Annotated in this window: 23 protein-coding genes and 1 pseudogene; 5 read left to right on the forward strand and 19 right to left on the reverse strand. The window is 63.2% G+C overall.

The features are described from left to right. Window position 1 precedes the first annotated feature (1 nt). Window positions 2-943 carry a tryptophan 2,3-dioxygenase gene (locus NCR38_RS24410; protein ID WP_061119123.1) on the reverse strand — a complete coding sequence of 314 codons (942 nt, stop codon included), beginning with the start codon at window positions 941-943 and terminating at the stop codon, window positions 2-4. Then, on the reverse strand, window positions 944-1,771 hold the full coding sequence (locus NCR38_RS24415; protein ID WP_061119124.1) for an alpha/beta hydrolase: 828 nt from the start codon (window positions 1,769-1,771) through the stop codon (window positions 944-946). 294 nt (window positions 1,772-2,065) lie between these two features. Between NCR38_RS24415 and NCR38_RS34360 the strand changes: the two genes are divergently transcribed. Then, window positions 2,066-2,536: an Lrp/AsnC family transcriptional regulator gene (locus tag NCR38_RS34360; RefSeq protein WP_061119125.1), complete on the forward strand. Its 471-nt coding sequence runs from the start codon at window positions 2,066-2,068 to the stop codon at window positions 2,534-2,536. 19 nt (window positions 2,537-2,555) lie between these two features. Here NCR38_RS34360 and NCR38_RS24425 read toward each other — a convergent pair whose 3' ends face one another. Then, complete coding sequence (locus tag NCR38_RS24425; protein WP_250477727.1) at window positions 2,556-3,479, reverse strand: LysR family transcriptional regulator; 924 nt, start codon at window positions 3,477-3,479, stop codon at window positions 2,556-2,558. A 145-nt stretch (window positions 3,480-3,624) separates the two neighbouring features. Here NCR38_RS24425 and NCR38_RS24430 point away from each other — a divergent pair, with 145 nt between their 5' ends. From NCR38_RS24430 to NCR38_RS24440, 3 genes are all read left to right on the forward strand, one after another. Continuing rightward, window positions 3,625-4,800, forward strand: coding sequence for an L-rhamnonate dehydratase (locus tag NCR38_RS24430; protein WP_061119127.1), 1,176 nt, complete (start codon window positions 3,625-3,627; stop codon window positions 4,798-4,800). Between the two features lie 120 nt (window positions 4,801-4,920). Next, the gene (locus tag NCR38_RS24435; RefSeq protein WP_061119128.1) at window positions 4,921-5,922 is read left to right on the forward strand and encodes a 4-hydroxythreonine-4-phosphate dehydrogenase PdxA; all 1,002 of its coding nucleotides are present in this window, start codon (window positions 4,921-4,923) and stop codon (window positions 5,920-5,922) included. Window positions 5,923-6,217: 295 nt separating this feature from the next. Further along, window positions 6,218-7,138 (forward strand): dihydrodipicolinate synthase family protein, encoded by a 921-nt coding sequence (locus NCR38_RS24440; protein WP_061119129.1) that lies wholly within the window; start codon window positions 6,218-6,220, stop codon window positions 7,136-7,138. A gap of 91 nt (window positions 7,139-7,229) precedes the next feature. On the opposite strand, the gene NCR38_RS24445 is transcribed toward NCR38_RS24440, so the two are convergent. The 15 genes from NCR38_RS24445 to NCR38_RS24515 all read right to left on the reverse strand — a co-directional run bounded on the left by NCR38_RS24445 (window position 7,230) and on the right by NCR38_RS24515 (window position 22,412). After that, a complete protein-coding gene (locus NCR38_RS24445) occupies window positions 7,230-7,913 on the reverse strand; it encodes a substrate-binding domain-containing protein (protein WP_250477728.1) in 684 nt (227 codons plus the stop codon). 5 nt (window positions 7,914-7,918) lie between these two features. Further along, window positions 7,919-8,602 carry a 4-carboxy-4-hydroxy-2-oxoadipate aldolase/oxaloacetate decarboxylase gene (gene ligK / locus NCR38_RS24450; RefSeq protein WP_061119130.1) on the reverse strand — a complete coding sequence of 228 codons (684 nt, stop codon included), beginning with the start codon at window positions 8,600-8,602 and terminating at the stop codon, window positions 7,919-7,921. A 1-nt stretch (window position 8,603) separates the two neighbouring features. Then, entirely contained in the window at window positions 8,604-9,629 is a 1,026-nt protein-coding gene (locus tag NCR38_RS24455) for an amidohydrolase family protein (RefSeq protein WP_061119131.1), read from the reverse strand. 15 nt (window positions 9,630-9,644) lie between these two features. Continuing rightward, a complete protein-coding gene (locus NCR38_RS24460) occupies window positions 9,645-10,994 on the reverse strand; it encodes an aromatic acid/H+ symport family MFS transporter (RefSeq protein ID WP_061119132.1) in 1,350 nt (449 codons plus the stop codon). Between the two features lie 26 nt (window positions 10,995-11,020). After that, window positions 11,021-12,322, reverse strand: coding sequence for a gallate dioxygenase (locus tag NCR38_RS24465; RefSeq protein ID WP_061119133.1), 1,302 nt, complete (start codon window positions 12,320-12,322; stop codon window positions 11,021-11,023). Between the two features lie 297 nt (window positions 12,323-12,619). Next, window positions 12,620-14,725 (reverse strand): methylmalonyl-CoA mutase, encoded by a 2,106-nt coding sequence (gene scpA, locus NCR38_RS24470; protein ID WP_061119134.1) that lies wholly within the window; start codon window positions 14,723-14,725, stop codon window positions 12,620-12,622. Next, complete coding sequence (locus NCR38_RS24475) at window positions 14,722-15,549, reverse strand: Pnap_2097 family protein (protein WP_061119135.1); 828 nt, start codon at window positions 15,547-15,549, stop codon at window positions 14,722-14,724. The genes scpA and NCR38_RS24475 overlap by 4 nt, the downstream gene beginning before the upstream one ends. Window positions 15,550-15,555: 6 nt before the next feature. After that, a complete protein-coding gene (locus tag NCR38_RS24480; protein WP_061119136.1) occupies window positions 15,556-16,845 on the reverse strand; it encodes an MSMEG_0569 family flavin-dependent oxidoreductase in 1,290 nt (429 codons plus the stop codon). 25 nt (window positions 16,846-16,870) lie between these two features. Then, complete coding sequence (locus NCR38_RS24485; RefSeq protein ID WP_061119137.1) at window positions 16,871-17,155, reverse strand: MSMEG_0570 family nitrogen starvation response protein; 285 nt, start codon at window positions 17,153-17,155, stop codon at window positions 16,871-16,873. Between the two features lie 13 nt (window positions 17,156-17,168). Then, window positions 17,169-18,356: an MSMEG_0565 family glycosyltransferase gene (locus NCR38_RS24490; RefSeq protein WP_409219305.1), complete on the reverse strand. Its 1,188-nt coding sequence runs from the start codon at window positions 18,354-18,356 to the stop codon at window positions 17,169-17,171. Next, window positions 18,344-19,294 (reverse strand): sll0787 family AIR synthase-like protein, encoded by a 951-nt coding sequence (locus NCR38_RS24495; RefSeq protein ID WP_061119138.1) that lies wholly within the window; start codon window positions 19,292-19,294, stop codon window positions 18,344-18,346. Before NCR38_RS24495 ends, NCR38_RS24490 begins: the two co-directional genes overlap by 13 nt. Further along, complete coding sequence (locus NCR38_RS24500) at window positions 19,291-19,851, reverse strand: MSMEG_0567/Sll0786 family nitrogen starvation N-acetyltransferase (RefSeq protein WP_061119139.1); 561 nt, start codon at window positions 19,849-19,851, stop codon at window positions 19,291-19,293. The genes NCR38_RS24495 and NCR38_RS24500 overlap by 4 nt, the downstream gene beginning before the upstream one ends. 2 nt (window positions 19,852-19,853) lie before the next feature. After that, on the reverse strand, window positions 19,854-20,924 hold the full coding sequence (locus NCR38_RS24505; protein ID WP_061119140.1) for an MSMEG_0568 family radical SAM protein: 1,071 nt from the start codon (window positions 20,922-20,924) through the stop codon (window positions 19,854-19,856). Further along, complete coding sequence (locus NCR38_RS24510) at window positions 20,917-21,924, reverse strand: Nit6803 family nitrilase (RefSeq protein WP_250477729.1); 1,008 nt, start codon at window positions 21,922-21,924, stop codon at window positions 20,917-20,919. The genes NCR38_RS24505 and NCR38_RS24510 overlap by 8 nt, the downstream gene beginning before the upstream one ends. Before the next feature lie 5 nt (window positions 21,925-21,929). Beyond that, window positions 21,930-22,412, reverse strand: a complete 483-nt coding sequence (locus NCR38_RS24515; protein WP_061119141.1) for an MSMEG_0572/Sll0783 family nitrogen starvation response protein — start codon at window positions 22,410-22,412, stop codon at window positions 21,930-21,932. A 380-nt stretch (window positions 22,413-22,792) separates the two neighbouring features. Between NCR38_RS24515 and NCR38_RS24520 the strand changes: the two genes are divergently transcribed. Next, the gene (locus tag NCR38_RS24520; RefSeq protein ID WP_250477730.1) at window positions 22,793-24,184 is read left to right on the forward strand and encodes a PLP-dependent aminotransferase family protein; all 1,392 of its coding nucleotides are present in this window, start codon (window positions 22,793-22,795) and stop codon (window positions 24,182-24,184) included. Between the two features lie 54 nt (window positions 24,185-24,238). On the opposite strand, the pseudogene NCR38_RS24525 reads toward NCR38_RS24520, so the two are convergent. Then, window positions 24,239-24,394, reverse strand: a pseudogene (locus NCR38_RS24525) (2,4-dienoyl-CoA reductase); the annotation flags it as partial. Window positions 24,395-24,551: the final 157 nt, after the last annotated feature.

Below are 24,551 nucleotides of genomic sequence, written 5' to 3' on the forward strand. Positions count from 1 at the left end.
CTCACGCCCCCAACACAGTGCGGATAGACCAGAGTTCCGGGAAGAAGCGAAGCTCGACGACATGTTTGAGCCAGCCGACGCCTGCGGAACCGCCCGTACCGGGCTTGAAACCGAGAATGCGCTCCACCGAGGTAAAGTGCCGCCAGCGATATTGGGCGAACAGGTCCGCAATTTCGATCAGCGCTTCGCCGAGAAGGTAGAGGTCGTTGTCCGGCGACGGGTCCGCATAAACCGCGAGCCATGCTTTCTCGACCTCGGGATTGGACGCGTAAGTTTCCGACCAGGCACGATCCAGCGCTTGCTCCGGCACCGGAATACCCCGGCGATGCAGCAGCGCCAGTACATCGTCGTACAGGCTCGGATTGTTGAGTGCCTCTTGCAATTGCGGATAGACATCGGGGTTATTCGAATGCGCCGCCGCCAGTCGCTTCGACTTGTTGCCGAGAATGAATTCGACGTGCCGGTAGATATACGATTGCTGTCCAGAAGACACGCCCAGATGATTGCGGAACTCGTTGAAGCCGTGCGTCGTAATCGTCGACAACACGTCCCAGGTCTTGATCAGGTACTCGAACAGGCGCTTCACGCGCGGGACGAGCTCGAGCGCCCCGCTCACGTCGTCTCGTGTGATACGCAACTGCATGTTGTACAGCTCGTAATGGATAGCTTTGAACGTCAACTCCTTGCACTGCGTCATCAGGATGAACACCATTTCATCGTGCCCTTCGCTGCGCATGTGCTGGATGCTGAGCAACAGGTCGTTGCGGTGATAATCGATGTAGGGATTGCTCTTTCCCTCGAAGCTGACCATCGGCTCGCCGGCCGTGGTCTTCACCGCTTCGTTGCGCGTTTCGTTCGTCGAAATAGCAATTTCACTGACGAGCGATAGCTCCAGTTCCGGATTGCGGATTTCCGGAATCACGCGTTTGCGGCTTGCAGACATTTACTTTGCTCCAATCAAATGTTCAATTGCGGCGCCCAGTTCGCTGGACGGCGTCGCCAGATCGAACAGGATGTCAAAGTGGTTGCGTCCGGAGACTTCGAGGAGCCGTACAGGCACGGCGTCATCGGTCAGGCGCTGTGCGTATTCAAGGCTTTGACGCTTGAATTCAGCAGTTTCGTGCTCACCCCAGCTTATGAGTGTAGGCAAGCGATGGCGGGTCTTGATGAACATCGGGCTTACCGCTAAAGCCGTCTCGCTGCTCAGATCGAGCGGCTCGTTGATGTAGGTGCCTACGATCGGGCGCAGATCGTAGACGCCCGACGCAAGCACATAACCCTTGATTCGCGTCTCGAGCTCGGGCTCCCAATCGAGCGTCGCCATCATTGCGGCAAGGTGTGCCCCTGCTGAGCTTCCCGCGATCACGAGCTTCAGGTCAGGATGAGCGGCAGCAATGGCGCGTATCGCCCTTTCACATTGCCGAATCATCATGCCGATGTTCGCAAGGGGCGCGAGTGTGTAGTTCACGGCCGCATACGACACACCGCGTTCGACGAACTCCCGCGCGGGGAAGCAGGAATCCTCCGCGGAGAGTTCCTGCCAGTAGCCGCCGTGGATAAAAACCACGATCGCACCCGCCGAGGTCCGGGCGGGGAATACGATCGAATACTCATCGGACGGCAAGCCGTACTTCAGCCGATAGCTTACGAGGGATGCCGATACCGCTTCGCTCTCGGCAGTGTAGGCAGCGACGACCGCCAGGTAGTCGTGGGCGACGGAGCTAGGCGAGTACTCCCGCTCCAACTGTGCCTGAGTGAATTCTTGCCACATGTCTCGTCTCCTGATGCAAAAAATTCTAGTTTTTGACAGGCGGTTTTTCTTTTCTATTTTTGCCGGTTTAATCGGCGAGAGCGGCATGTGATGCCGGCATATAACTTCAAGGCGAAATGATTTGCCGACCTTTAAGGACGACGCTAAGAGATCAGGGTCAACCCTAGCGCTCGCGGTCTGATATCACGCGAAATAAAGTAGCATCGGCATGAACTTGCCGAACGGTGCCGAATATCCGATAGACTTGACCCGCGATCCCGCAGCAGACACAAATTCGTTCCAGAGGAAATCGCAGTGGAAACCACGCCGCTCAGTTCGACCGATCGTCAGATTCTTCGCCATCTGCAGGAAGATCCGCGCATATCCATGGCGGAACTGGCCGAGCGAATGAACAGTTCCTCATCGCCGGTGTGGCGTCGCGTCAAACGCCTGCAAGAGGTCGGGGTTATCGAAGGCTATCACCTGGACCTGAATCGGAAGGCCCTCGGCTTCGGAATCGACGCCTTCGTCTTTGTGAAGATCACGTCCCATCAGGAACGGGACGCCGTCGAGTTCGAGACTTCCCTGCAGGCAATCGACCAGGTCCTGTCGTGTTACATCCTGTCCGGTGTCGAGGACTATCTTCTGCGGATCGTCGCGCCGGATCTCGACGGATTCGCCAACTTCAGCCGGAAAGTCCTGGCGGCGCTGCCCCATGTCAGGGAGGTACGCAGTGCATTTGTCATGCACACGATAAAGGAATCCAACCGTCTGCCGCTCGACTGAGCGCCGCCTCGCTACTCCCTCACGCCTGCCGAATCGCTTCGATAACCAGCTGCGTCGCCGGACTGATCCGCCGGTTCTTTCTGAGAATCAACCCATAAGGCGCGAGGCGCCCACGCAATGCGGTGGGCAACGAAGCGATCGTATCGAGCGCGGAATAATAGTCTGCGACCGAACTCGGCAGCACGGCGAGCATGTCCGAATCCCTCAAGAGCGACAAGGTCGTCAGAATAGAAGACGTCTCGACGGTACTCACCGGCGGCGCAACGCGCGATTCCCGAAACGTCTGGTCGATGATCTGCCGCATCGGACTCGGATGCGGCTGCACGATCCACGGATACTTCGCGAGATCGGCGAGCTTCGGTTTCGCCGTCATGCCGACAGCCGGGTGATCCGGCCGCGCGACGATCGCGAGCGCCTCTTCCGACAAGGTCTCGAACGTCAGATCCAGCGCGGAAAAGCCGTAAGGAATGCGCCCCACCACGATATCCAGCTGATCCTGCTGCAACGCCTGCACGAGCACATCGCTCGTGTCGATCTGCACGCTGATCTGCAGGCGCGGATGCGCTTCCTTCAATTGCACGATCACCTTCGTGAGCAAATCGGGAGCCGGCGCCATCACCGCGCCGATGCGCACCTTGCCGATATCGCCCGCCTCGATCGCCGCCAGTTCCTCGCGCAATTCATCGAGATCCTCGAAGACGACGCGCGCGTATCGCATCACCGCCTCTCCGTAGATGGTCGGCTCCATCCCTCGCGCATGACGCACGAATAACGTTGCCCCGATGGTGTCCTCCAGCTCCTTCAACGCCTTGGTCGCGGCGGGCTGCGTCATCGAGAGCTCGTCGGCTGCGCTTCTGAGCGATTCCGTTTCCGAGAGCGCCGTCATCAATTGCAGATGACGCAGGCGCAGGCGTTTGCGTATGGCCGTGGCGGGCGCGATCATGCGAGCGATAACTCCAGGAAATAGCCTGATGCAAATAATTCAATGGTCAGTTATCGCGGAGTTTCGCACACTAGCGCTACCCGATACAGCCGCGCAAACCCTCGTTTCAGCGGCCCCACCCGAATAGAACCCGGAGACACCGAAGATGAAGATCAAGCACGTCCGCGCACGCGTTTTCGAATGGAAAGGCAAGGTCGTTCCGCCGCAAGCGCACTTCTGCACGAATGCCGTCGATATCCTCTACGAGCGCGGCGACGCGATGGGCTCGTTCCGCTTTCACGGCTGGCTCGTCGTCGAGATCGAATGCGACGACGGCACCATCGGCATCGGCAATTGCGCGCTCGCGCCGCGTGTCGCGAAGCAGATCGTCGATGAATATCTCGCGCCTATCGCCATCGGCGAAGATCCGTTCGATCATGAATATATCTGGCAGAAGATGTATCGGCGCACGCTCGCATGGGGCCGCAAGGGCATCGGCATGGCGGCGATCTCCGCGATGGATATCGCCCTGTGGGACATCATGGGCAAGGCGGTGAAAAAGCCCGTCTTCAAGCTGCTCGGCGGCCGCACGAAAGAAAACATCTGGTGCTACGCATCGAAGCTCTATAACAACGACGACCGCGACGCCTTTCTCGCGGAAGCCCAGGGCTATCTCGACCAGGGCTTCACCGCGATGAAGATGCGCTTCGGCTACGGCCCGAAAGATGGTCCGAAGGGCATGGCGAAGAATCTGGAGCAGGTGCGCCTGCTGCGCGAACTCGCAGGCGACGATGTGGACATCATGCTGGAATGCTATATGGGCTGGACGCTGGAATACGCGCGCCGCATGCTGCCGCGTCTTGCCGAGTTCAATCCGCGCTGGCTCGAAGAGCCCGTGATCGGCGACGACGTCGAAGGCTATCAGGAGCTGAAGAAAATGAACATCGTGCCGATCTCCGGCGGCGAGCACGAGTTCACGAGCTATGGCTTCAAGGATCTGCTGGAACGCCGCGCCGTCGATGTCATTCAGTACGATACGAATCGCGTGGGGGGCATCACCGCCGCGCGCAAGATCAACGCGATGGCCGAAGCGTGGTCCGTTCCTGTGATTCCGCACGCGGGGCAGATGCACAACTATCACCTGACGATGTCGAGCACCGCGAGCCCGATGTCCGAGTTCTTCCCCGTGTTCGATGTGGAAGTGGGCAACGAGCTCTTCTATTACATCTTCGACGGCGAGCCGCAACCGCAAAACGGTTATCTGCAACTTTCCGATGAAACGCCGGGTCTCGGCATCACGCTGTCCGACAAGCATCTGAGCGACTTCGACATCATCGAGTGATGCAAACACGCGGCTGCACTTTTACGGCGCGTGCGCGCGGGTGCATATCTTCGGTTCGACCGCCCTCGACCGGCGCCGCCCCCGCTTGCAACCGATCACGAGATACGAGACCCTACCAACATGAAACCTCTCATCGCAGTTCTTCTCGGCGATCCCGCCGGCATCGGTCCCGAACTCATCGCGCGCCTCATCGCGAAGGCTGAGAATCGCGCGCGCGCCGATCTGCTCATCGTCGGCGACAAGCGCGAGCTGGATCACGGCATGGAGATCGCGCAGCAGCGCTTCGACTATCGACTGGTCGAGCGCGTCGACGACGCCGCGCGCGACACCGACGTGCCATCGCTCATCGACTTCCGCCTCCCCGACGACGCCCCCTATGAGCGCGCCGTATCGACCGAACGCGGCGGCCGGTACAGCCTCGAAGCCTTCAAACAAGCCCTTGCGATGACGCGCGCCAACCGCACGCAGGCGATGCTCTTCGCGCCAGTCAACAAGACCTCGCTGCATATGGCCGGCATGGAGACGAACGACGAGATGGAATGGTTTGCGCGCCAGCTCGATTTCAGCGGCGCATTCTGCGAATTCAATGTCCTCGACGAGCTCTGGACCTCGCGCGTGACGTCGCATATCGCGTTGAAGGATGTGAGCGCGAGACTCACGCAGGAGCGCATCGGCGGCGCGGTGCAATTGATTCATGACGGCCTCAACCGCGCCGGCGTGGCGCAGCCGCGCATCGCGGTATGCGGCTTCAATCCGCACAACGGCGACAACGGCGCGTTCGGTCGCGAGGAAATCGACGTGATCGCGCCAGCCGTCGAACATGCGCGCGCTCGAGGTTACGATGCGCAAGGCCCCTTCCCCGCCGACACCATCTTCGTGCGCGCACGCGATCAGAAGGTCTTCGACGGCGTCGTCACGATGTACCACGACCAAGGTCAGATCGCGATGAAGCTGATGGGCTTCTGGCGCGGCGTCACCGTGCACGGCGGCCTGCCCGTGCCGATCGCGACGCCCGCGCACGGCACCGCGTTCGATATCCACGGCCAGGGCCGTGCCGATGTCGGCGCGACGCAGAAAGCGTTCGACATCGCCGTGCGCATGGCGCAAGATCGCCTGGCCTGAGGCCATGATGCAAGAGCGCACCGAAACTTTGCGCCGCGCTTTCCCGAAAGCGGCGGCGCATCGCGCCGAAAAGCGGCCTGATGTTCGAATTGCAGGCGCCGTGGCGGCAATTCAACGAAGATGCGCTTGCGCAATGGCCGAACGTATGGCTCTGGATATCGGGCATAGGCGAAGCTGGGGTAAGCTGGAGCGTCGGGCGCAACGGACGCATCGCGCGCGGGAAGAACGCCTCGCGCTATCCTTCGATAACGCGACGCTGTAGCGGATCTGAACCAATCAAAGGAGACACACTTCAATGGCTGCACCTGTTTATCGCGGCGTTTTCCCCGTCGCCCCGACCATTTTCGACGATCAAGGCGGCCTCGATCTCGAAGGCCAGAAACGCGCGATCGATTTCATGATCGACGCCGGTTCGCACGGCGTGTGCATACTCGCGAACTTCTCCGAGCAATTCGCACTGTCCGATGCCGAGCGCGATACGGTGCAGCGCACCGTGCTCGAACATGTCGCCGGGCGCGTGCCCGTCATCGTCACGACGACGCATTTCAGCTCGCGCGTGTGCGCCGAGCGCAGCCGCGCAGCGCAAGACGCGGGCGCTGCGATGGTCATGATCATGCCGCCGTATCATGGCGCGACGATTCGCGTCGGAGAGCGCGGCATTCACGAGTTCTATCGCGAAGTATCGAATGCGATCGACATTCCTATCATGATTCAGGACGCGCCCGTCGCGGGCACGCCGCTCTCTGCATCGTTTCTCGCGAAGCTCGCGCGCGACGTCGAGCATGTGTCGTACTTCAAGATCGAAACGGCGCAGGCCGCCTCGAAGCTGCGCGAACTGATCGGGTTGGGCGGCGATGCGATCGTCGGTCCGTGGGACGGAGAAGAAGCGATCACGCTGATCCCCGACTTCGATGCGGGCGCCACGGGCGCGATGACGGGCGGCGGCTACCCGGACGGCATTCGCAAGATCGTCGATGCTTACTTCGCGGGCGACACCGACCGAGCCGCCGACCTGTATCAGCAATGGCTTCCGCTCATCAACTACGAGAACCGGCAATGCGGTCTCGCCGCATGCAAGACCCTGATGAAGGAAGGCGGCGTCATTCGCTCGGATGCGGTGCGTCATCCGCTCGCGCCGATGCATCCCGCCGTGCGCGAAGGGCTGTTGAAAGTCGCGCGCAAGCTCGATCCGCTCGTGCTGCGCTGGGGACATTGACTGGCGCCGGCGCTTCTTTTTCCGTATCGGCCTTCATCGCGGGAACGCCCAGGCGTTCCCGCGCCTGTTCCGCGGCGTGCAATCAGTCTTGTTAGCAAGGCTCCATGCCGTGCCGTACCTTCGCGCTATCGGCGTTGGACGAACCGAGAAACGCAAGGAACGCGCGAGCCAGTTGCGGCGCATTCGCGTTCGCGCATATCGCGCCTTCGAACACCGTGAGAGTCTGAATCGCAGGCGGCAACATGCCGAGCACGTCGATACCTTCGAGGCCGGTCATCTCGCTCATCTGCTGAAAGCCCAGTTCAACCTCGCCACGCGCGATGAGCGCGCCCACCGCGACGCCCGGCGGCGCCTGCACGATGCGCGACGCGATGCGTTCCGCAATGCCCCAGCGCTCGAACAGACGCATGAGATAAACGCCGCTCGGCCCCGTCGAATATCCGATGCTGCGCGCCGCGAGCACCGCCTCGCGCACGGCCGCCTCATCGTCGATGGAGGGACGCGGCAAGCCCGACGCCACCGCGATGGCCACGCCCGAGCGCGCGATGCGCACGCGGCTCGTTGCATCGATACGCGCCGCCGCCGCGAGCCGGTCGATCGCGTCCGAAGCGAGCACGACGATATCGAACGCCTCGCCTTCCTCGATTCGCTTTAACGCCGCGACGCCGCCCACCGATTCGATCGCGATGCGCTGCCCCGTCTGCGCTTCGAATGTCGAGGCAAGCGCATCGAGCACCTGGCGCGTCGCCATCGAAGAGATAGCGGTGATGCTCATGGTCATCAATCGATATAGCGCAGCCCCGCTTTTTCCAGCGGTTCGCGCATGGCGTACATGTCGAGGCCGAGCACGCCGCTTGCGAGCTTCGCGCGCTTCTCTTCTTCGAGCGCCTCGCGCGCGACGGCCTTGTCGAGCACCTGCTGCGCCGATGCGGATGGCACGACGACGACGCCGTCGTCATCCGCGACGATCACATCACCCGGGTTCACCCATGCGCCCGCGCACACGACGGGAATGTTCACCGAGCCGAGCGTCGCCTTCACCGTGCCTTTCGCCGAAATCGCGCGGCTCCAGACCGGGAAGTTCATCCCGGTCAGCACACGCACATCGCGCACGCCACCGTCGATGATGAGCGCCCGCGCGCCGCGCGCCTTGAAGCTCGTGGCGAGCAGATCGCCGAAGAAACCATCGGTGTTATCGGTCGTGCAGGCAGCCACGACGATATCGCCCGGCTGAATCTGCTCGGCGGCGACATGGAGCATCCAGTTGTCGCCCGGTTGCAGCAGCACGGTGACGGCCGTGCCGCTCGCCTGCGCGCCCGCGTAGATCGGCCGCATGTAGGTCTTCATCAGGCCGACACGGCCCATTGCTTCGTGCACGGTCGCCGCGCCGAGCGGGCCGAGCTTTTCCGCCGCATCCGCGTTCGCGCGACCGATGTTGCGATACACCACACCCAGTTCGTACATGTCAGCGTCCCTTTGCCTTGAGCGCCGCATCGAGGCGCGGATACACGCGGCGCGCGTTGCCTTCGTAGATCTTGTAGCGCGCGTCGGGCTCGATGTGCGCAGCCTCGACATAGCGCTTCGTATCGTCGAAATAATGCCCCGTTTCAGGATCGATGCCACGCACCGCGCCGATCATCTCGCTTGCGAACAGAATGTTGTCGACGGGGATCACGCGCGTCAGCAAGTCGATGCCCGGTTGGTGATAGACGCACGTATCGAAGAACACGTTGTTCAGCAAATGATCCTTCAGCAAGGGTTTTTTCAGCTCCTGCGCGAGACCCCGGAAACGTCCCCAGTGATACGGCACCGCGCCGCCGCCGTGCGGAATCACAAACTTGAGCGTCGGGAAATCGCGGAACAGATCGGACGTGAGGCACTGCATGAACGCGGTGGTGTCCGCATTGAGGTAATGCGCGCCCGTCGTATGGAAACACGCGTTGCAGCTTGTGCTCACGTGAATCATCGCGGGGACGTCGTACTCGACCATCTTTTCGTAGATCGGATACCAGTAGCGATCCGAGAGCGGCGGGCTCGTCCAGTGGCCGCCCGACGGGTCCGGATTCAGGTTGATCGCGACATTGCCGTATTGCTCGACGCACTTCACGAGCTCGGGGATGCACGTCGAGACATCGACGCCCGGACTCTGCGGCAGCATCGCCGCCGGAATGAAGCTGTCCGGAAACAGCTCGCTCACGCGATAGCACAGCTCGTTGCAGATCGCGGCCCACGTGCTCGACACTTCGAAGTCGCCGATGTGATGCGCCATGAAGCTCGCGCGCGGGCTGAACACGGTGAGATCGAGGCCGCGTTCGCGCATCAGTCGAAGCTGATTCGCTTCGATGGATTCGCGCAGTTCATCGTCGCTGATATGCAGCTCCGATGCGGCCGGCATCGCCGAAGGATTCTCGATGCCGGCTATCTGCCGGTTGCGCCACGCTTCCAGCGCCTTCGGCGCGGTCGTGTAGTGGCCGTGAATGTCGATGATCATGCGTCACTCCAGGTACTAATGTGCTGCTTTGGTTTGTGCGTGCGCTTCGTCGGCATGCGTGCGTTGCGCGACGAGTATCGAAATCGCGGCGAGCGTCGCGGGCACGGCAAGGATCGCGAGGATCGCGCCGAACTCCCAGCCGAGGCCGAGCAGCGCGCCGCCGAACGCGGAGCCGAAGATGCTGCCGAAGCGGCCCATGCCGAGCATCCAGCTCACGCCGGTGGCACGCGCAACCGTCGGATAACGGCTCGGCGCGAACGCGTTGAGGCCCGTTTGCGCGCCGCTCATGCAAAAGCCCGCTGCGAACACGAGCACGGCCAGCGACGACGACAACGCGCCGATCCAGGCGAGCCCGAGCACGCAGACCGCGCCGCCGAGATACGCCGCGCTGATGACGGGCGCCGGGCGCACCTTGTCCATGATCCACCCGACGATGATCGCGCCGATCGTGCCGCCGATCTGGAACATCGCCGTGATGTTCGCCGCCGACGATACCGTGAGCCCCGCGTCCTTCATCAGCGTCGGCAGCCAGCCGGTGAGCAGGTAGATCACGAGCAGGCCCATGAAATAGGTCGCCCACAGCGCGGCCGTCATCAGGCCGTAGCCATGCGAAAACAACACGCCGATGGGCTTCTTCGTCGGCAGCGGCGGCTCGTTCGATACGAACGTCTCCGTGCCGTCGAAGCGCGCGCCGCATACGCGGCCGAGCACCTTGCCGATGCGTGCCGAGCTCGCGCCGCGCACCGCGAGCAGACGCGCCGATTCGGGCAGCAGCCAGATTTGCAGCGGAATCAGCACGAGCGGCAGCGCGCCGCCACAGATCAGCACGGAGCGCCAGCCGTGCACCGGAATCAAGGCGCCGGCGAGGAAGCCGATCAGCGCCGAGCCGAGATTGAAGCCCGTGAACATGATCGTGATCAGTAGCGCGCGCTTGCGTTGCGGCGCGTACTCGGAGAGCAGCGTCGTCGTATTGGGCATCGCGGCGCCGAGGCCGATGCCGGTCAGCACGCGCAGCAAGGCCATGCTCGAAGGCGAATTCGTGAACGCGGTGGCGATCGTGAACACGCCGAAGAGAAACACCGACGCAATCAGAACCCACTTGCGTCCGATGCGATCCGACGCCGGGCCTGCCGCGAGCGCGCCGATCACGAGACCAATGGGCGCCGCGCTCATCACGAGGCCGAACGCGGGCCGCGAGATGTGCCAGTCCGCGATGATCGAAGGCGCGACGAAGCCCATGATCGCGACATCCATGCCGTCGGCCGTCACGATCAGAAAGCACAGCGCCACCAGCAGCCACTGGTAGGCGGAAATCGGGCGTTCGTCGATGAAGCCCTTGATGTCGATGGTTTTACCGATAGTCATATGTGTCTCCCGTCCCCGTTGCCTGCTTAGTCTTTGGCCTTCCCGGCCTTGTCCCAGTCGAGCTTGCCCGCGCCCTTGCCCGCGACCGAGTACAGTGCACCGGGCGCATTGCGGGTCTTCTGAAATGCTTCGAGTGTTTCGCCGCGCATCGCGGCGTAGATGTGCAGGTTCGACACGCCGGTCACCGCGCCGAGCTTCTCCAGCATGAAGAAAATCACGCCGTAATGAAGCAGGCCGCGCCAGTCGCGCCGGCGAATGAGGTCCCGCTCCTCTTCGCTGAGACCGGCCGCCTCGAAGCTCGCTTCCTCGTCTTGCCTGAATGCCTCGCGATGCGCGGGCTCGACCATGCGATGCAGATAGTCGTTGATGCGATACGCGCGCACGGCGGTTTCGATCGAGAACGGATAGGTGCCTTCGAGGTTCTCGACAACGGTGAGCTGCACCGCCATCTTCTGACGATGACGCTCGATGATCGCCGGCTTGATCTCGCTATCCTCGCCTTCATAGATCGCGGTCGCGATGCCCGCCATCGACGGCAGGTAATAGCTGCGATGCTTGCACACGACATTCGACGACAACGCGCCGCGCATCGTGAGCCACATGATGACTTCGGCGCCTTCGTAGCCGCCGAGCGCCGCATATTCGGCGATGGTCATGTCCGCGAGTTGTTCGGGATCGCGCTCGAAGAGATCGAGAAAGCGCGCGTCCCATGCCGTGTTATTGAAGCCCGCGCGTTCGCCGTGTACCTGATGCGAAAGACCGCCCGTCGCGAGAATCGCGACCTTGATGTCCTCCGGATAACTTTCGATCGCGCGGCGCAGCGCCTGACCCAGCTTGTAGAAGCGGCGCGCGCTCGGCACGGGCAATTGCAGCACGCCCATTTGCAGCGGCACGAGCTTCACCGGCCATTCGGGTTCGTGCGGGCACAGCATCGAAAGCGGCGAGAAGCAGCCGTGATCGAGCGCCTTGTTCTGGAAGAACGACATGTCGAATTCGTCGGACATCAGCGACGTGCCGATGTGCGCGGCAAGCGCCGGATGACCCTTGATCGGCGGCAGGTCGCGTGCGCCGCCGCCTTCGTCCGCAACGCGCCATTGCGGTCCTACGCCGAGTGCGAATGCGGAGTAGTGATCGAAGAAGAATGACGTGACGTGGTCGTTGTAGATCGTGACGATGACATCGGGCTGCTTCTCCGCGAGCCAGTTCGTGAGCGGCGCGAAGTTCTCGAAGATCGGCGCCCAGACGGGATCGTCGCGTTTGTTCTTGTCGAACGCGAAACCGATAGTCGGTGTGTGCGAGGCGGCAATGCCTCCGATGATCCGTGCCATGTGCGCTACTCCTTCAGAATGCGTAAGCCCGAAGGGTAGCGATGAAGGCAGCGTGGCTGGTACTACGCGTAAACCACCATCTTGCTTTTGCGGATAGGGTTCTGACGCGTGGAAAGCCCGGTGGGACGGCCGCAGCGAGGCGTGCGGCCGCCTACTACCAGCGATATGTCGATAAACAAAACTGATGGCTCGTGAAGCAGGACGCAAGAGGTCGCGAGAAACCGTCTGGGTCAGGTCCACGGCAATGAGCGAGGCGTGATCTTCGGACAAGATCCATCAAGCGTACAGACGGTACCCTTATTCGAGGACTCGCGTGCGTTCTGGCACGCGCCGGGTCAACCCACCGAGGCGGCTCGTTTCAATCAGCCGCACAAGCCGCTCGACGATCTCGTGTACGGTTGTCCCCGGTCCGAAGATTTCTGCCACGCCTATGTTCCGCAGAGAAAGCGCGTCTTGATCTGGCACGATCCCGCCGACGACTACCGGCGCACATACGTCTATTTCTCCAAGCTCGCGCATGAATTGAAGGACGAGACTTCCATGCGCTCCCGCGAGCGACGAAATACCGATCACGTCGCATCCTTCTTTCCCGGCAATCCTCGCTGCACGCGTCGGCGAAGCAAACAGGCCGCTCATCGCTACATCGAAGCCCGCGTCCTTCAGCGCCGCCGACACCACGTTCGCGCCGCGATCGTGTCCGTCGAGTCCGAGTTTTGCCATCAGCAGGCGTGGTCTTCTGCCTAGCTTTTTCGCGAGACGCGCTACCTGTGCCCTCACCGCATGCCATGCCTCGTCCTCTCCACATCGTGTTCCATACGCATTCGACACAACGCCGGATGCCTGCACATGGCGCGGCCAAACTGCTTCAAGGGCACGCGTGCATTCACCCACCGTCGCCCGTGCGCGCATGCAATCGATTGTCAGTGCAAGCAGGTTTGCGGCATCGTCGTGTGCGGCGCGAGTCAATGCCGAGAGCGTCGTGCTCACCCGATACTCGTCGCGTCGGCGCTTGACGTCGGAAATTCTGCGCGACTGTTGCACGCGCACACGTTCCCCATCGATTGCGACACATTCGGGAGCATCATCATCTGCCTCGATTGCCGGAAAGGCGTTGGTGCCGACGATCACCTGTTTCCCCGCATCGATGCGCGCCTGCGTCGCCGCCGCGCTTGCTCGAATCTGCTGCTGAACCCAGCCCGTGCGAATCGCCTCGCGCGCGCCGCCGCCCGCCTCGATTGCGTCGATCATGTCGCGCGCCCGCCCGGCAAGATCCGCCGTCAGCGATTCCATCATGTACGAGCCGGCCCACGGATCGATCACGTCGCACAAGCCCATTTCGTGCTGAAGGATGAGTTGCGTGTCGCGCGCGAGTTGCGAAGCCGATGCGGATGGCAGCGCGAGCGCCTCGTCATGCGCATTCGTGTGCAGCGACTGCGTTCCGCCGAACACGGCCGCCATCGCCTCGACGGTCGTACGCACGATGTTGTTATGCGTGCGCGTCGGGCTGAGCGACCAGCCCGAAGTCTGGCAGTGCATGCGTAGCGCACGGCCTTTCGGCGTGCTCGCACCCTCTTCGGCCGCGATTCTCGACCACAGCAAGCGCGCCGCGCGCAGTTTCGCGATCTCTGTATAAAAGTCCGTTCCGGCGCCGAAGAAAAAGCTCAGTTGCTCGCAAACGGCATTGGCCTCCAGGCCGCGCGCACGCAACGCGCGAAGATATTCGCGGGCATTCGCGAACGTGAGCGCAAGTTCGAGCGATGCATCCGCGCCCGCTTCCTGAAAGTGATAGCCCGACACGGAAAGCGCCTTGAAGCGCGGCATGTGTTCGTTCAGAAACTGCGCGACATCCGCGACGATGCGCATCGACGGTTCCGGCGCGAACACGTAGGCATTGCGCACCATGAACTCCTTGAGGATGTCGTTCTGCACCGTGCCCGAGAGCGAATCCATCGCGATGCCGCGCTCTTCGGCCGCGACGATGAAAGCGGCGAGTACCGGCAGCACTGCGCCGTTCATCGTCATCGAGACGGACACGCGATCGAGCGCGATGCCTTCGAAGAGACGCGCCATGTCGTCGACAGTATCGATCGCCACGCCTGCGAGGCCGACGTCCGGGCATGCTTCGCGATCGGTGGAATCGTAGCCGAGCTGCGTCGGCAGATCGAAGGCCACAGACAGGCCTTGCGCCCCGTGTGCGAGCGCCTTGCGAAACGCGAGATTCGAATCTGCGGCGTCCGCATAACCGGCGTACTGGCGAATGGTCCAGGGTTTCGCCGTGTACATGGAGGCATACGGTCCGCGCACGAATGGTTGCGCGCCGGGTTGCGAACCGAGATGCTCGATGCGGTCAAGATCCGCCGAAGTGTAAAGCGGCTTCAATGGAACGCGTCGCGGACGGCTCATGCGCGCCTCCGGGCCTTGTGCGTGAGGACGTCGGCGATCTTCCTGCCGTCGCTCGTGCGTTCGATCTCGCACCAGTGCGCCACGCGTGTCTCGTCGACGAAGGCGCGCCGAAACGTCAGGCGCAGGCTCTCGCCGACGTCGATGTTGCCGTGATAATGCAGTTCGCGCGAGACGAGCGCGGGGGTATCCGCGAGACGCCAGGTCTGCCATTCCGCGCGATCGACAAAGCCCTGGAAGCTTGCGAAGTAGAGGAAGTGCGCGCCATTGAAATCGTTGTAAGGGCACGGCAGAAACTCGACCGGCGCGCAGTCTTCCGCGCGCAGGCCCATTTCCACGAGGCGCGGCCCCGCTTCGCACAGGCGCAGTTGGCGCGCGGCGTCCTGTATGTCGGTGATCGCCGCGTTCATCGGCGCGATGTCGCCCTTCATTTTCGCAAAGCTCGCGCGCGCGACCGAGCGGTTGTTACGCGCCTCGGTTCGCCGCACGAAGGTGGACATCATCGACAGCGAGGCGATCGCGCCATGTTCACGCTCCACGCGATGCTCGCTGATATGCCGCGCCGCGCCGATCCGCGCAAGCTCCGTGCGAATGCGGAACGCGTCGTTCTCGCGCACCTCGTGCATGCCGTGCGCGCGCAGCCGGATCGACGTGAACGCGGCATAGGCGCGCGTGCCTTCATCGGCGACGAAGTCGCTGCCGGTGGCTTGCGCGAGTGCGCCCCAGTGCCGGTCGCCGCATTCCTTGAGCAGCCAGTTTTCGGACAGGCCGGCGTAGTTGAGTTGCGGCATGCCGGCGCGGTAAGTGTCGTCGTAAGGAGGCGTCATGCTTCTTCACGCACACGCAATCGACACATGATCGGGCACGTTCGAGCGCTGCGCGCAGATCGCGTCGACGACGTACTGCGCGTCGCGCGCGACGCCGGAGAAGCGTCCCGAGCCCCACGTATGCAGCCACGGGAGGCCGACGAAATAAATGCCCGGAACGGCCGTCACGCCGCGCACGTGAGCCGGATATCCGCGCCCGTTGAACACTGGGGCGTCGAGCCAGGCGAAGTCCGGCGTGAAGCCGATGCACCACACGATAGACGTGATGCCGCTCGCCTGCAGATCGAGTTCCGCGCGTTCAGCCGGCGGATGCCACAGCGGCTCATACCGCGCGGCAGCCGGCGCATCGATACCATGCTTCTCGATGAAACCGTCGATGCTCGCGTTGATGCGGTTGTACGTGTCGTCCGCATCGTCGAGGTTGGCGCGCAGGTTCGGCGCAAAACGCAGTTTTCCATCGCGGAAGTCCTCCAGCCGCCCGAACAGTTCCATGCCTTCGGACGCGAAGCGGCGCAGGTCGATATCGCGTCCGCCGTCGCGGCCCGTCACATAGTGATTGGTGTTGTCGCGCACGCCTTCGCGCAGCGGATGATCGGTCACCGGCATGTCGTAGTAGCGCATGTCGGCCAGCCAGTCGACGACGTCGCGGCCCCGATAAAAGCGCGCGCAACGCGGCGCCTCCCCGACCGCGAGATGCACCTTGCGGCCCGCCAGGTGCAGATCTTCCGCGATCTGCGCGCCGGACTGCCCCGAGCCGACGACGAGCACCGCGCCGGGTGGCAGCGCGTCGGCGTTGCGGTATTCCGACGACTGCACCTGCACGATGCTCTGCGGCAGGCGCTCCGCCATGCGCGGCACGATCGGCGTGTGATAGCCGCCCGACGCGACGACCACCTGATCGGCCGTATACGTCCCGCGCGTGCTTTGGACGATGTAGCCGCCACCGGCGTTGCGCGTTACCCGCGTGACAGCCGCGCCTTCGAGCACCGGCGCGTTCACCTTGGCGATGAACGCATCGAGATAGGCGATGATCTCGTCCTTCTTCATGAAGCCGTGCGGGTCCGGGCCATCGTATGGATGGCCCGGCAGCGCGCATTGCCAGTTGGGCGTCACGAGACAGAACGTGTCCCAGCGCTGTGTGCGCCACGTGTGCGTGAGACTGTGCTTTTCGAGCACGAGATGCCCGATATTCGCCTGTTGCAGAAAGTAGCTGACCGAGAGCCCGGCCTGCCCGCCGCCGATGACGATCACGCCGAGATGTTCCGGCGCTGCCTGAGTGGATTCGATGTTCGACATATCCGCTTCCTCTTCGACAAATGGGTCAATCGAGCGCGAGCACGGTCACGCGCGCATCGTGCGCATCGGCAAACCGTCCCGCATCGTCTTCGATACGTGCAAGCTGATCGAGCGCCGCGGAGCACGCGAAGCCGTACTTCTCGCGCACGCGCTGCGAGCCGATGTTGAGCGCCTCGCGCGAGCGCGCGACGAAGTCGCCGACGGCATAGCTTTCGCCCACCGCGAAATATTCGCTGACGACCGTAGAGGGCGAATAGCAGTTCGCCTCGACGCCGTCCGGCCAGCGAATTCGAAAGTGCATGACAGGCATGTGCAAGCCTCCGTTATGGGTTGAGCGCAAGCGGCGCGCGCGCGAGCCACCTGCCATAGATGTCGAGATGACGCACGGCGCTTGCCCGCCAGGTGAAGCGCCGCAGCAGCGCGGGCACGGCGTGAAGGAAGTCGATGCCGCTCCTGCCCTCGAGCGCCGTGTCGAGTGCCGCGGCAATGGCTTGCGCGTCGTGCGGATCGGCGAAGAGGCACGCTTTATCGTCGAGATATTCGGTGAACGGCGCGATGTGCGACACCACGACCGCACGCCCGCTCGCCAGCGCCTCCAGCACCACGAGGCCGAAGCCTTCGCGCAGCGAGATCATCGAGACGACACCGGCCAGGCGATAAAGCGCGGGCATCGATGCATCGGGCAGCGCGCCGGTGACGACGACCGGCGTGCCTTTGCCGCTCACGTCCAGTCGCAGTTCGGCGGCGCGTGCGAGAAAGCCGCGCGTATAGACGTCGTGATCGAGCAGACTTGCGCCGCCCGCGAGCACGAGTTGCGCGCCGGGCCGCCGGCGGCGCAAGAATGCGAACGCTTCGAGCAGCATCGAGGTATTCTTGCGCGCCTCTATGCCGCCCACCGCCAGCACGACCGGTCCCGCGCCGAGACCGAAGCGCTCGCGCAACGCCGCTGTTTCGCCATCCGCCGATGCCCCGAAGCGCGCGCGGTCGATGCCGTTGGTGACCGTATGCGCCGCGATGCCGCAGGTCGAACGCATCGTGTGCGTCCAGGCTTCGCTCACGCACAGCACGGCATCGGCATCGCGCCATGCGCGGGTTTGCCAGTGCGCGAGCCGCGCATCGTCGAAATGGTCGAGATGATGCACCGTGCGAATGAAACCGCGAATCGCCCCTTGTTCCTTCAGGTCCGCCAGCGCATTGCCGCCGATGCTGTCCTGCGCGTGCATCACATCGAAGAGACCGGTGCCCTGGTCCGCGAGCGTCCGCTTCAATGCGTTCATGCGCTCGCCGACCATGCCCGCCAGACCTTGCTGCGCGCCTTCGATTCGCGCCAGCACGATGCGGCACGGCGATGCGCGGAACATCGACTCGCCCGCGCGCGCCGGCGCGAACACCGTGACGTCATGACCAAGTTCATGCAATGCGCGCCCGAGTTCGAGCGTATGCACGACACCGCCGCGCGGGTTCACCGAATGCGTGAGCAGCGCGACGCGCAGTGTGTTCATCGCGCACATATGAACGGCTCCTCACGCAGATTCCACAGCAAGGCGGCCTCGCTGCCGCGCGTCACGACCACTTCGCGCGAGGCATCGACTTCACCGATCACCGCGCTCGCGAGATCGCGCCCGGCGAAACGGGCCAGCACCTCGCCGACATGCTCGCGACGCACGGAAAGCACGAAGCCGAAGCTCGGAAACGCCGTGAGCCAGCGTTCGATCCCGACATCGGCGGGACGCGGCAACGCATCGAGGTCGATACGCGCGCCGGCTTTCGAGCATTCGAGCAGCATCAATGCGGTCCCAAGCACGCCCGCCATGCTGATGTCCTTTGCGGCATCGCACAGACCCTCTTCGGCGAGCGCGGGCAGCAATTCGAAATCGGCGCGTGCGCGGCCTTCGGGCGACCCCACCGATGCATTCCAGAACGGATACGGCTCCTCGAACCTGCCGCGCAGATCGACGGCCATCACGAGCGCATCGCCCGGGCGCGCATCGAAACTGGTCAGAAGCTTGCGCGCCCGTCCTACGATCGCCACCGCGAGTTGCGCGCCGTCGCTGCGCACGTTGCTGTGTCCGCCGACGACCGGCACGCCATACACCTCCGATGCCGCCGCCATGCCCGCGAGCACTTCGCCGGCGGCGTGTGCGCTGCCGCTCCACAGCGCATCGACGACGGCGAGCGGGCGGCCGCCCATCGCGTAGATGTCGCTCACGTTCACCATCACGCCGCTGTAGCCGGCGAACCAGGGCATCGAGCGAACGAAGTCGCTCACCATGCCTTCGATCGCGAAGAGCAGATAGCCATCGCCGTCGGGAATCGCGGCGCAGTCATCGCCGATCGCCACGGATTGCGCGTTCGGACGAAGACGCGAAAGCACATGCGAGATATCGTTCTTGTGACGAAAGCCGCGACTCTCGCGCAGGCGCTCGACCAGTCCGGCGAGCGCGCTCACGGCAGCCTCCGCGCCAGCGCGACGAAACCGCTTTGCGGGGTCAGGCACGGCGGGTACGCGTCGAGTTGCGCGCGCATCAAATGATGAGGGCGGCCGAACAGCGTTTCCTCCTGCTGCGTGTCCCAGCGCAGACGGCGAAAGAGCGGCACGTTCTGCGCCTGCACATGGGCGAGAAAAGTCTCGCAGCCCAGCGCATGCGCGCTCGATACCGCGAGCCGGATGAGCGTCGAGCCGATCTTTCCATGCGAGCGGAAGGCCGCGTGCACCGCGAGCCGCGAGCCGCACCACACGCCCGGCTCCGTCTCGTGGATGCGCACGGTGCCGACCACCTGCTCCGGCATGCCTGCGACGCAACTCAGCGCGACCAGCAACTGCGCGCGCTCATCGATCTCGTCGCGATCGTCACCGACGAACACGCCCTGCTCGATGCAGAACACCGCGCGCCGCAGCGTGTACGCTTCATCCTCTTCCCACGGCAGCGTTGCCCACTTCACGCGGTATTCGACCGGCGTGTAGTCGAGATCGAACGCATCGCCGACGATGGCTTCGACGAACATGGTCACACCTCGTACGATGAAAGCGACGAACATGCGCCGCATTTGCCGCAGCCCGCCTTGATATCGGCGGAACGCATGCTCGCCTGCGCGAGCATCGCGCCGATCGGCGCCAGCACCGAGCGCATGAAGTCGGGCGTGGGTGCGGGATGGTCCTCGAGCGGCGTGCCGCTGATCGGCACGAACGGCACGACGAACGGATACACGCCGAGCGCAATCAAATCGCCCGCCATATCGACGATGGCCTGTGCGGTGTCGCCGAGTCCCGCGAGGATGTACGTGCTCACCTGCCCGCGCCCGAACACCGCGACCGCTGCCTCGAACGCTTCCATGTAGCGCGACACCGGCACGCTCGCCTTGCCTGGCATGATGCGGTCGCGCACCGCGGGCGTCACCGCTTCGAGATGCATGCCGAGCGTATCGATGCCGCTCGCCTTCATGCGCTCGAACCAGCGGTCGTCATCGGGCGGCTCGCACTGCGCCTGGATCGGCAGATCGACTGCCGCCCTGATCGCGAACGCGCTCTCACACAGGATCTGCGCGCCGCGATCCGGCGTCGGCGGCGTGCCGGTGGTCAGCACCATGTGCTTGACGCCGTCGAGCAACACGGCGGCGCGCGCCACCTCGGCGAGCTGCTCGGGTGTCTTGCGCGCGATGGTGCGTCCCGCCGCGAGCGATTGCCCGATCGCGCAGAACTTGCACGATTTGCGCCGGCTTTCGTAACGGATGCAGGTTTGCAGCACGGTTGTCGCGAGGACGTCGGCACTGTGCAGCGTCGCTATGTGCGAATAAGGCACGCCGTCGAGTGTCTGCATCGCGTAGAAGCGCGGCGTCTTCGGAAAGCTGATGCTCGCGATCGGGATCGTGTTGCGCATCAGCGCGCTGTTGCCGCTCGCGTCCGGCTGGCCCGCGACGAACGGCGAATCCCAGGCAGTGCTCGTATGCACGGGCACCATGATGGTCACGCCATCGACGGTCACCGCCTTGTGATCCGATGGTCCCGCGCCGCCGCGCCGGCTCGACACACCCGCGCGCGGATCGACCAGTCGCAGGCCGCTCGACTGAAGCTCAATCATCAATTGCCGGCTCGACGCCGGCAGGCTCTCTCTTGCGCTCATCGTCGTAGGTGTCCTTGAAAGAAGTGACGGGCGTGGCGGGTCGGTCGTTGATCGCGAGACTCAGCAGCTCGGGCCGCGCGTAGTGGCCGACCGAATCCATCATGCGTTTGCGCTTGGTGATGAGCGACATGTCGAGATCGGCGATCACCATGCCTTCGCCTTCGCGCAAAGGCTCGGCCAGATGCTGACCTTCGGGCGAGACGATCGCCGTGTTGCAGCCGCCGCGCAGCGCGCGTTGCAGGTTCGGATCCGGCGTAATGGCTTCCATCTGCGCATCGGTCAGCCAGCCTGTCGCATTGACGACGAAGCAACCCGACTCCAGCGCGTGATGCCGGATCGTCACTTCGATCTGCTCGGCGAAGATCGGGCCGACCAGCGAGCCGGGAAACTGGCTGCAATGGATCTCTTCATGCTGCGTCATCAGCGCGTACCGCGCGAGCGGGTTGTAGTGCTCCCAGCAAGCCAGCGCGCCGACGCGGCCAACGCGCGTTTCAGCGACCTTCAGCCCCGCGGCATCGCCTTGTCCCCAGATCATCCGTTCGTGGAACGTCGGCGTGATCTTGCGGCGCTTGAGCAGCAGGCGGCCATCGGTGTCGAAGATGAGCTGCGTGTTGTAGAGGCTGCCGTGATCGCGCTCGTTGACGCCGAGCACGACCACCATGTTCGCGAGCCGCGCGTGTTCCGCGATTGCCTGCGTGACCGGACCCGGCACGACCACCGCCTGTTCGTAGAGCTTCATGTGATCCGGACCCGAAGCAACCGGTGCGCGCACGAACGAGAAGTACGGGTAATACGGCACGAAGGTCTCGGGAAACACGATCAGCTGCACGCCTTTCGCGGCGGCTTCGTCGATGGTCGTGCAGACGCGCTCGAGCGTGCCGTTCGGGCGTTCGAAATCCGGCGCGATCTGCACGGCGGCGGCGCGCACGACGCGCTTGGTCGTCAGGGCATCGGCCATGATCGTCACACGGTCCACGTATGAATAACGAGCGCGTTCTCCTTGCGATGAAGCAACTGAAGATCGAGCACATCGAGCGGGTTGATCGGACGAATGCCTTCGATGAGCGACGCCTCGCCGTGTCCGTAGAGAGCCTGCAATGCGAAGCGGCATGCGTAGACCTTCCCGCCTTCAGCCATGAACTTCTGAAGCTGCTTGTTGAAGTTGAGATGGCCGGGGAACGCTTCGTCGCCGAGCGTCGGGAAGCCGCGTTGCAGGCCGAGCGTCACGCCCGGTCCATAGAGCAGCACGGAGGTGTCGAATCCCTTGCGTTGCAGACGCGTGGCTTGCAGCAGATTCACGAAGCCGATCGAGCCTTCGAATGCGACCGTATGAAACGTGACGAGTGCTTTCTCGCCAGGTTCGGCCTTCACGTCTTCGAAAACTTTCTCTTCGTAGTCGACCAGAAAGTCGCCGTTCTTGTGAAGCGGTTGATTGACTGCGGGCATGGCATTCTCCGATGTTGGGTTCACGTGTATACCGTCATGTTTCATCGCGACGGCGAACGCTCAAACGCAACGGATATGCCAATGATTGGCCCGTAAAATGCAATCACTTTGCAATCAAGCAAAACAAACTTGCATGCGCGACACGAAAAATTCTCGTGCAAGCCGTTGCGGACGGCCTTTCGTAGTCGTGCACGGGAGCCTTGCCGAGCGAGGCGCGCACGCTTTCAGCGCAGGAAAGCCTGTGCGTGGTGCGCAGCACACTGACGATGTGCATGGATGCGATCAATGCAATCAACTGCGATCAGCGCATGCGATCTCTTTTCTTTTGATTGATTTGTCATGCTAAGGTGAATCGAACCTTCGCCGAGGACATCGCGGTCATGAATCAGCCGGCGCATCACTGGATCAGAAAGCTCGAGGAGAGTAGAAAGCCCGCTTATCTGACGATTCCCGATCTGATCGAAGAAGACCTTGCCACCGGGCGATTGCAGCCACGTGACCGATTGCCGGGTTTGCGCGATCTCGCCGACCTGCTCGGCCTCAACTACACGACGGTCGCGCGTGCGTACGCGGAAGCGCGCAAGCGCGGCCTGCTCGATGCGCGCGCGGGTAGCGGAACCTTCGCGCGCGGCAGGACGCCGACGTTGCCGCTCGCGGGGGGCGGCGGCGTCGAGATGTCGATGAACATGCCGCCCGAACCACCGCTGTTGGCAGCGCGACTGCGCGCGTCGGCGGCGAGCCTGATGGAGCGTGCCGATCCGTTTCAGTTGTTGCGTTATCAGGATTTCGGCGGAACGGCGGCGGATCGCGCGGCGGGACGCGAATGGCTTCGGAAACGCGTTCCGGATTGCGATGTCGATAACGTGCTCGTTTGTCCGGGCATTCATGGCGCGCTCGTTGCGCTGGTGTCGCAGCTTGCGCGGCCGGGCGAGATCATCTGTCTGGATTCGCTCGCTTATCCCGGGATCAAGGCGATTGCTTCGCAACTAGGCGTGCGCTTGCAGGCCTTGCCCCGCGATGACGAAGGCCCGTTGCCGCATGCGTTCGAAGCGTTGTGCAAGACGGAGAAGCCGGGAGCGTTCTACTGCAATCCCACGCTGCAGAACCCGAGCACATTGACGCTTACGCTGCAGCGGCGCGAAGCCCTTGCCGATGTGGCCTTGCGTTACAACGTGCCGATCATCGAAGACGAGCCTTACGGCATGTTGCCTTTCGACGCGCCCGCCACGCTCGCGCAACTCGCGCCCGAACTGACGTATCACGTGACCGGCTTATCGAAGACGCTGGGCGCGGGGTTGCGCGTGGCATATCTCAAAGCGCCTACGCTGCGGCAGACGCAGCGGATCGCGGGAGCATTGCGTGCGACGACGGTCATGCCGAGCCCTTTCACCGTCCTCCTCGCGACCCAATGGGTCAACGACGGCACGGCTTCAGACGTGCTCGAAGCTATTCGCGAGGAGGCATCGGCCAGACAGGCGATCGCGTCGGACGAGCTTCGAGGCTTCGCGTTCGACGCCGACCCGCACGGGTTTCATCTGTGGCTGCCCGTGCCTTCGATGTGTGACTGGAGTGCGCCGGAATTGGCCCTCCAGTTGCGCAATCAAGGCATCGGCGCGGTGGCCGGGGCCGCATTTTCCGCAGATGGGAATCCGCCGAATGCGCTGCGGTTATGTCTCGGTGGACCTCAGAACCGGGAAGATTGCCGCGAAGCGCTAAGGCGCGTCGCCGATATGATGGGCGATCCGCATCATCTGCATATGCCGACGCTTTGAAAACGCGCTATCGCCTAAGTGAACGGGCGATTCGACCCGCAGCGGTCTCTTGCGGATACCGCGCGCAAAGCCCACAAAGCAGCCCTCACGCGCCACCGTGCGACCGTCACGCGCTTCGCCTTGCATGGCAGGAGCTTCATAGCTGCCGCCTGAGCGTTCGACGAGATTCTCCTTCAAGTCATTGAGCATCATCACGGCCTGCCGCGCGTCGATCTGAGTCCGAAGCCCGCAAGCGAACACCAATTCGCGGATAAGCAAACCACCGATTGCCGCCCCATGTCGCAACTCGGTGCGGTCATGCACGAAGACGAGGCCGCCAGGACATCTGTGGTGCACCACATATTTCGATACGGCGGCTCGTGTGCCG

Origin of the sequence: Caballeronia sp. INML1, from assembly GCF_023631085.1 — a bacterium.
Lineage (GTDB): Bacteria > Pseudomonadota > Gammaproteobacteria > Burkholderiales > Burkholderiaceae > Caballeronia > Caballeronia turbans.

What these genes read in the sequence shown, in the direction of transcription:
- NCR38_RS24425 (WP_250477727.1), bottom strand. Translation starts at nt 3,479, where the DNA reads ATGATCGCGCCCGCCACGGCCATACGCAAACGCCTGCGCCTGCGTCAT.
- NCR38_RS24520 (WP_250477730.1), top strand. Translation starts at nt 22,793, where the DNA reads ATGAATCAGCCGGCGCATCACTGGATCAGAAAGCTCGAGGAGAGTAGA.
- NCR38_RS24500 (WP_061119139.1), bottom strand. Translation starts at nt 19,851, where the DNA reads ATGTTCGTCGAAGCCATCGTCGGCGATGCGTTCGATCTCGACTACACG.
- NCR38_RS24445 (WP_250477728.1), bottom strand. Translation starts at nt 7,913, where the DNA reads ATGAGCATCACCGCTATCTCTTCGATGGCGACGCGCCAGGTGCTCGAT.
- NCR38_RS24475 (WP_061119135.1), bottom strand. Translation starts at nt 15,549, where the DNA reads ATGACGCCTCCTTACGACGACACTTACCGCGCCGGCATGCCGCAACTC.
- NCR38_RS24435 (WP_061119128.1), top strand. Translation starts at nt 4,921, where the DNA reads ATGAAACCTCTCATCGCAGTTCTTCTCGGCGATCCCGCCGGCATCGGT.
- NCR38_RS24485 (WP_061119137.1), bottom strand. Translation starts at nt 17,155, where the DNA reads ATGCCTGTCATGCACTTTCGAATTCGCTGGCCGGACGGCGTCGAGGCG.
- NCR38_RS24515 (WP_061119141.1), bottom strand. Translation starts at nt 22,412, where the DNA reads ATGCCCGCAGTCAATCAACCGCTTCACAAGAACGGCGACTTTCTGGTC.
- NCR38_RS24465 (WP_061119133.1), bottom strand. Translation starts at nt 12,322, where the DNA reads ATGGCACGGATCATCGGAGGCATTGCCGCCTCGCACACACCGACTATC.
- NCR38_RS24415 (WP_061119124.1), bottom strand. Translation starts at nt 1,771, where the DNA reads ATGTGGCAAGAATTCACTCAGGCACAGTTGGAGCGGGAGTACTCGCCT.
- NCR38_RS24440 (WP_061119129.1), top strand. Translation starts at nt 6,218, where the DNA reads ATGGCTGCACCTGTTTATCGCGGCGTTTTCCCCGTCGCCCCGACCATT.
- NCR38_RS24430 (WP_061119127.1), top strand. Translation starts at nt 3,625, where the DNA reads ATGAAGATCAAGCACGTCCGCGCACGCGTTTTCGAATGGAAAGGCAAG.
- NCR38_RS24410 (WP_061119123.1), bottom strand. Translation starts at nt 943, where the DNA reads ATGTCTGCAAGCCGCAAACGCGTGATTCCGGAAATCCGCAATCCGGAA.
- NCR38_RS24510 (WP_250477729.1), bottom strand. Translation starts at nt 21,924, where the DNA reads ATGGCCGATGCCCTGACGACCAAGCGCGTCGTGCGCGCCGCCGCCGTG.
- NCR38_RS24455 (WP_061119131.1), bottom strand. Translation starts at nt 9,629, where the DNA reads ATGATCATCGACATTCACGGCCACTACACGACCGCGCCGAAGGCGCTG.
- scpA (WP_061119134.1), bottom strand. Translation starts at nt 14,725, where the DNA reads ATGAGCCGTCCGCGACGCGTTCCATTGAAGCCGCTTTACACTTCGGCG.
- NCR38_RS24480 (WP_061119136.1), bottom strand. Translation starts at nt 16,845, where the DNA reads ATGTCGAACATCGAATCCACTCAGGCAGCGCCGGAACATCTCGGCGTG.
- ligK (WP_061119130.1), bottom strand. Translation starts at nt 8,602, where the DNA reads ATGTACGAACTGGGTGTGGTGTATCGCAACATCGGTCGCGCGAACGCG.
- NCR38_RS24490 (WP_409219305.1), bottom strand. Translation starts at nt 18,356, where the DNA reads ATGTGCGCGATGAACACACTGCGCGTCGCGCTGCTCACGCATTCGGTG.
- NCR38_RS24505 (WP_061119140.1), bottom strand. Translation starts at nt 20,924, where the DNA reads ATGATTGAGCTTCAGTCGAGCGGCCTGCGACTGGTCGATCCGCGCGCG.
- NCR38_RS24460 (WP_061119132.1), bottom strand. Translation starts at nt 10,994, where the DNA reads ATGACTATCGGTAAAACCATCGACATCAAGGGCTTCATCGACGAACGC.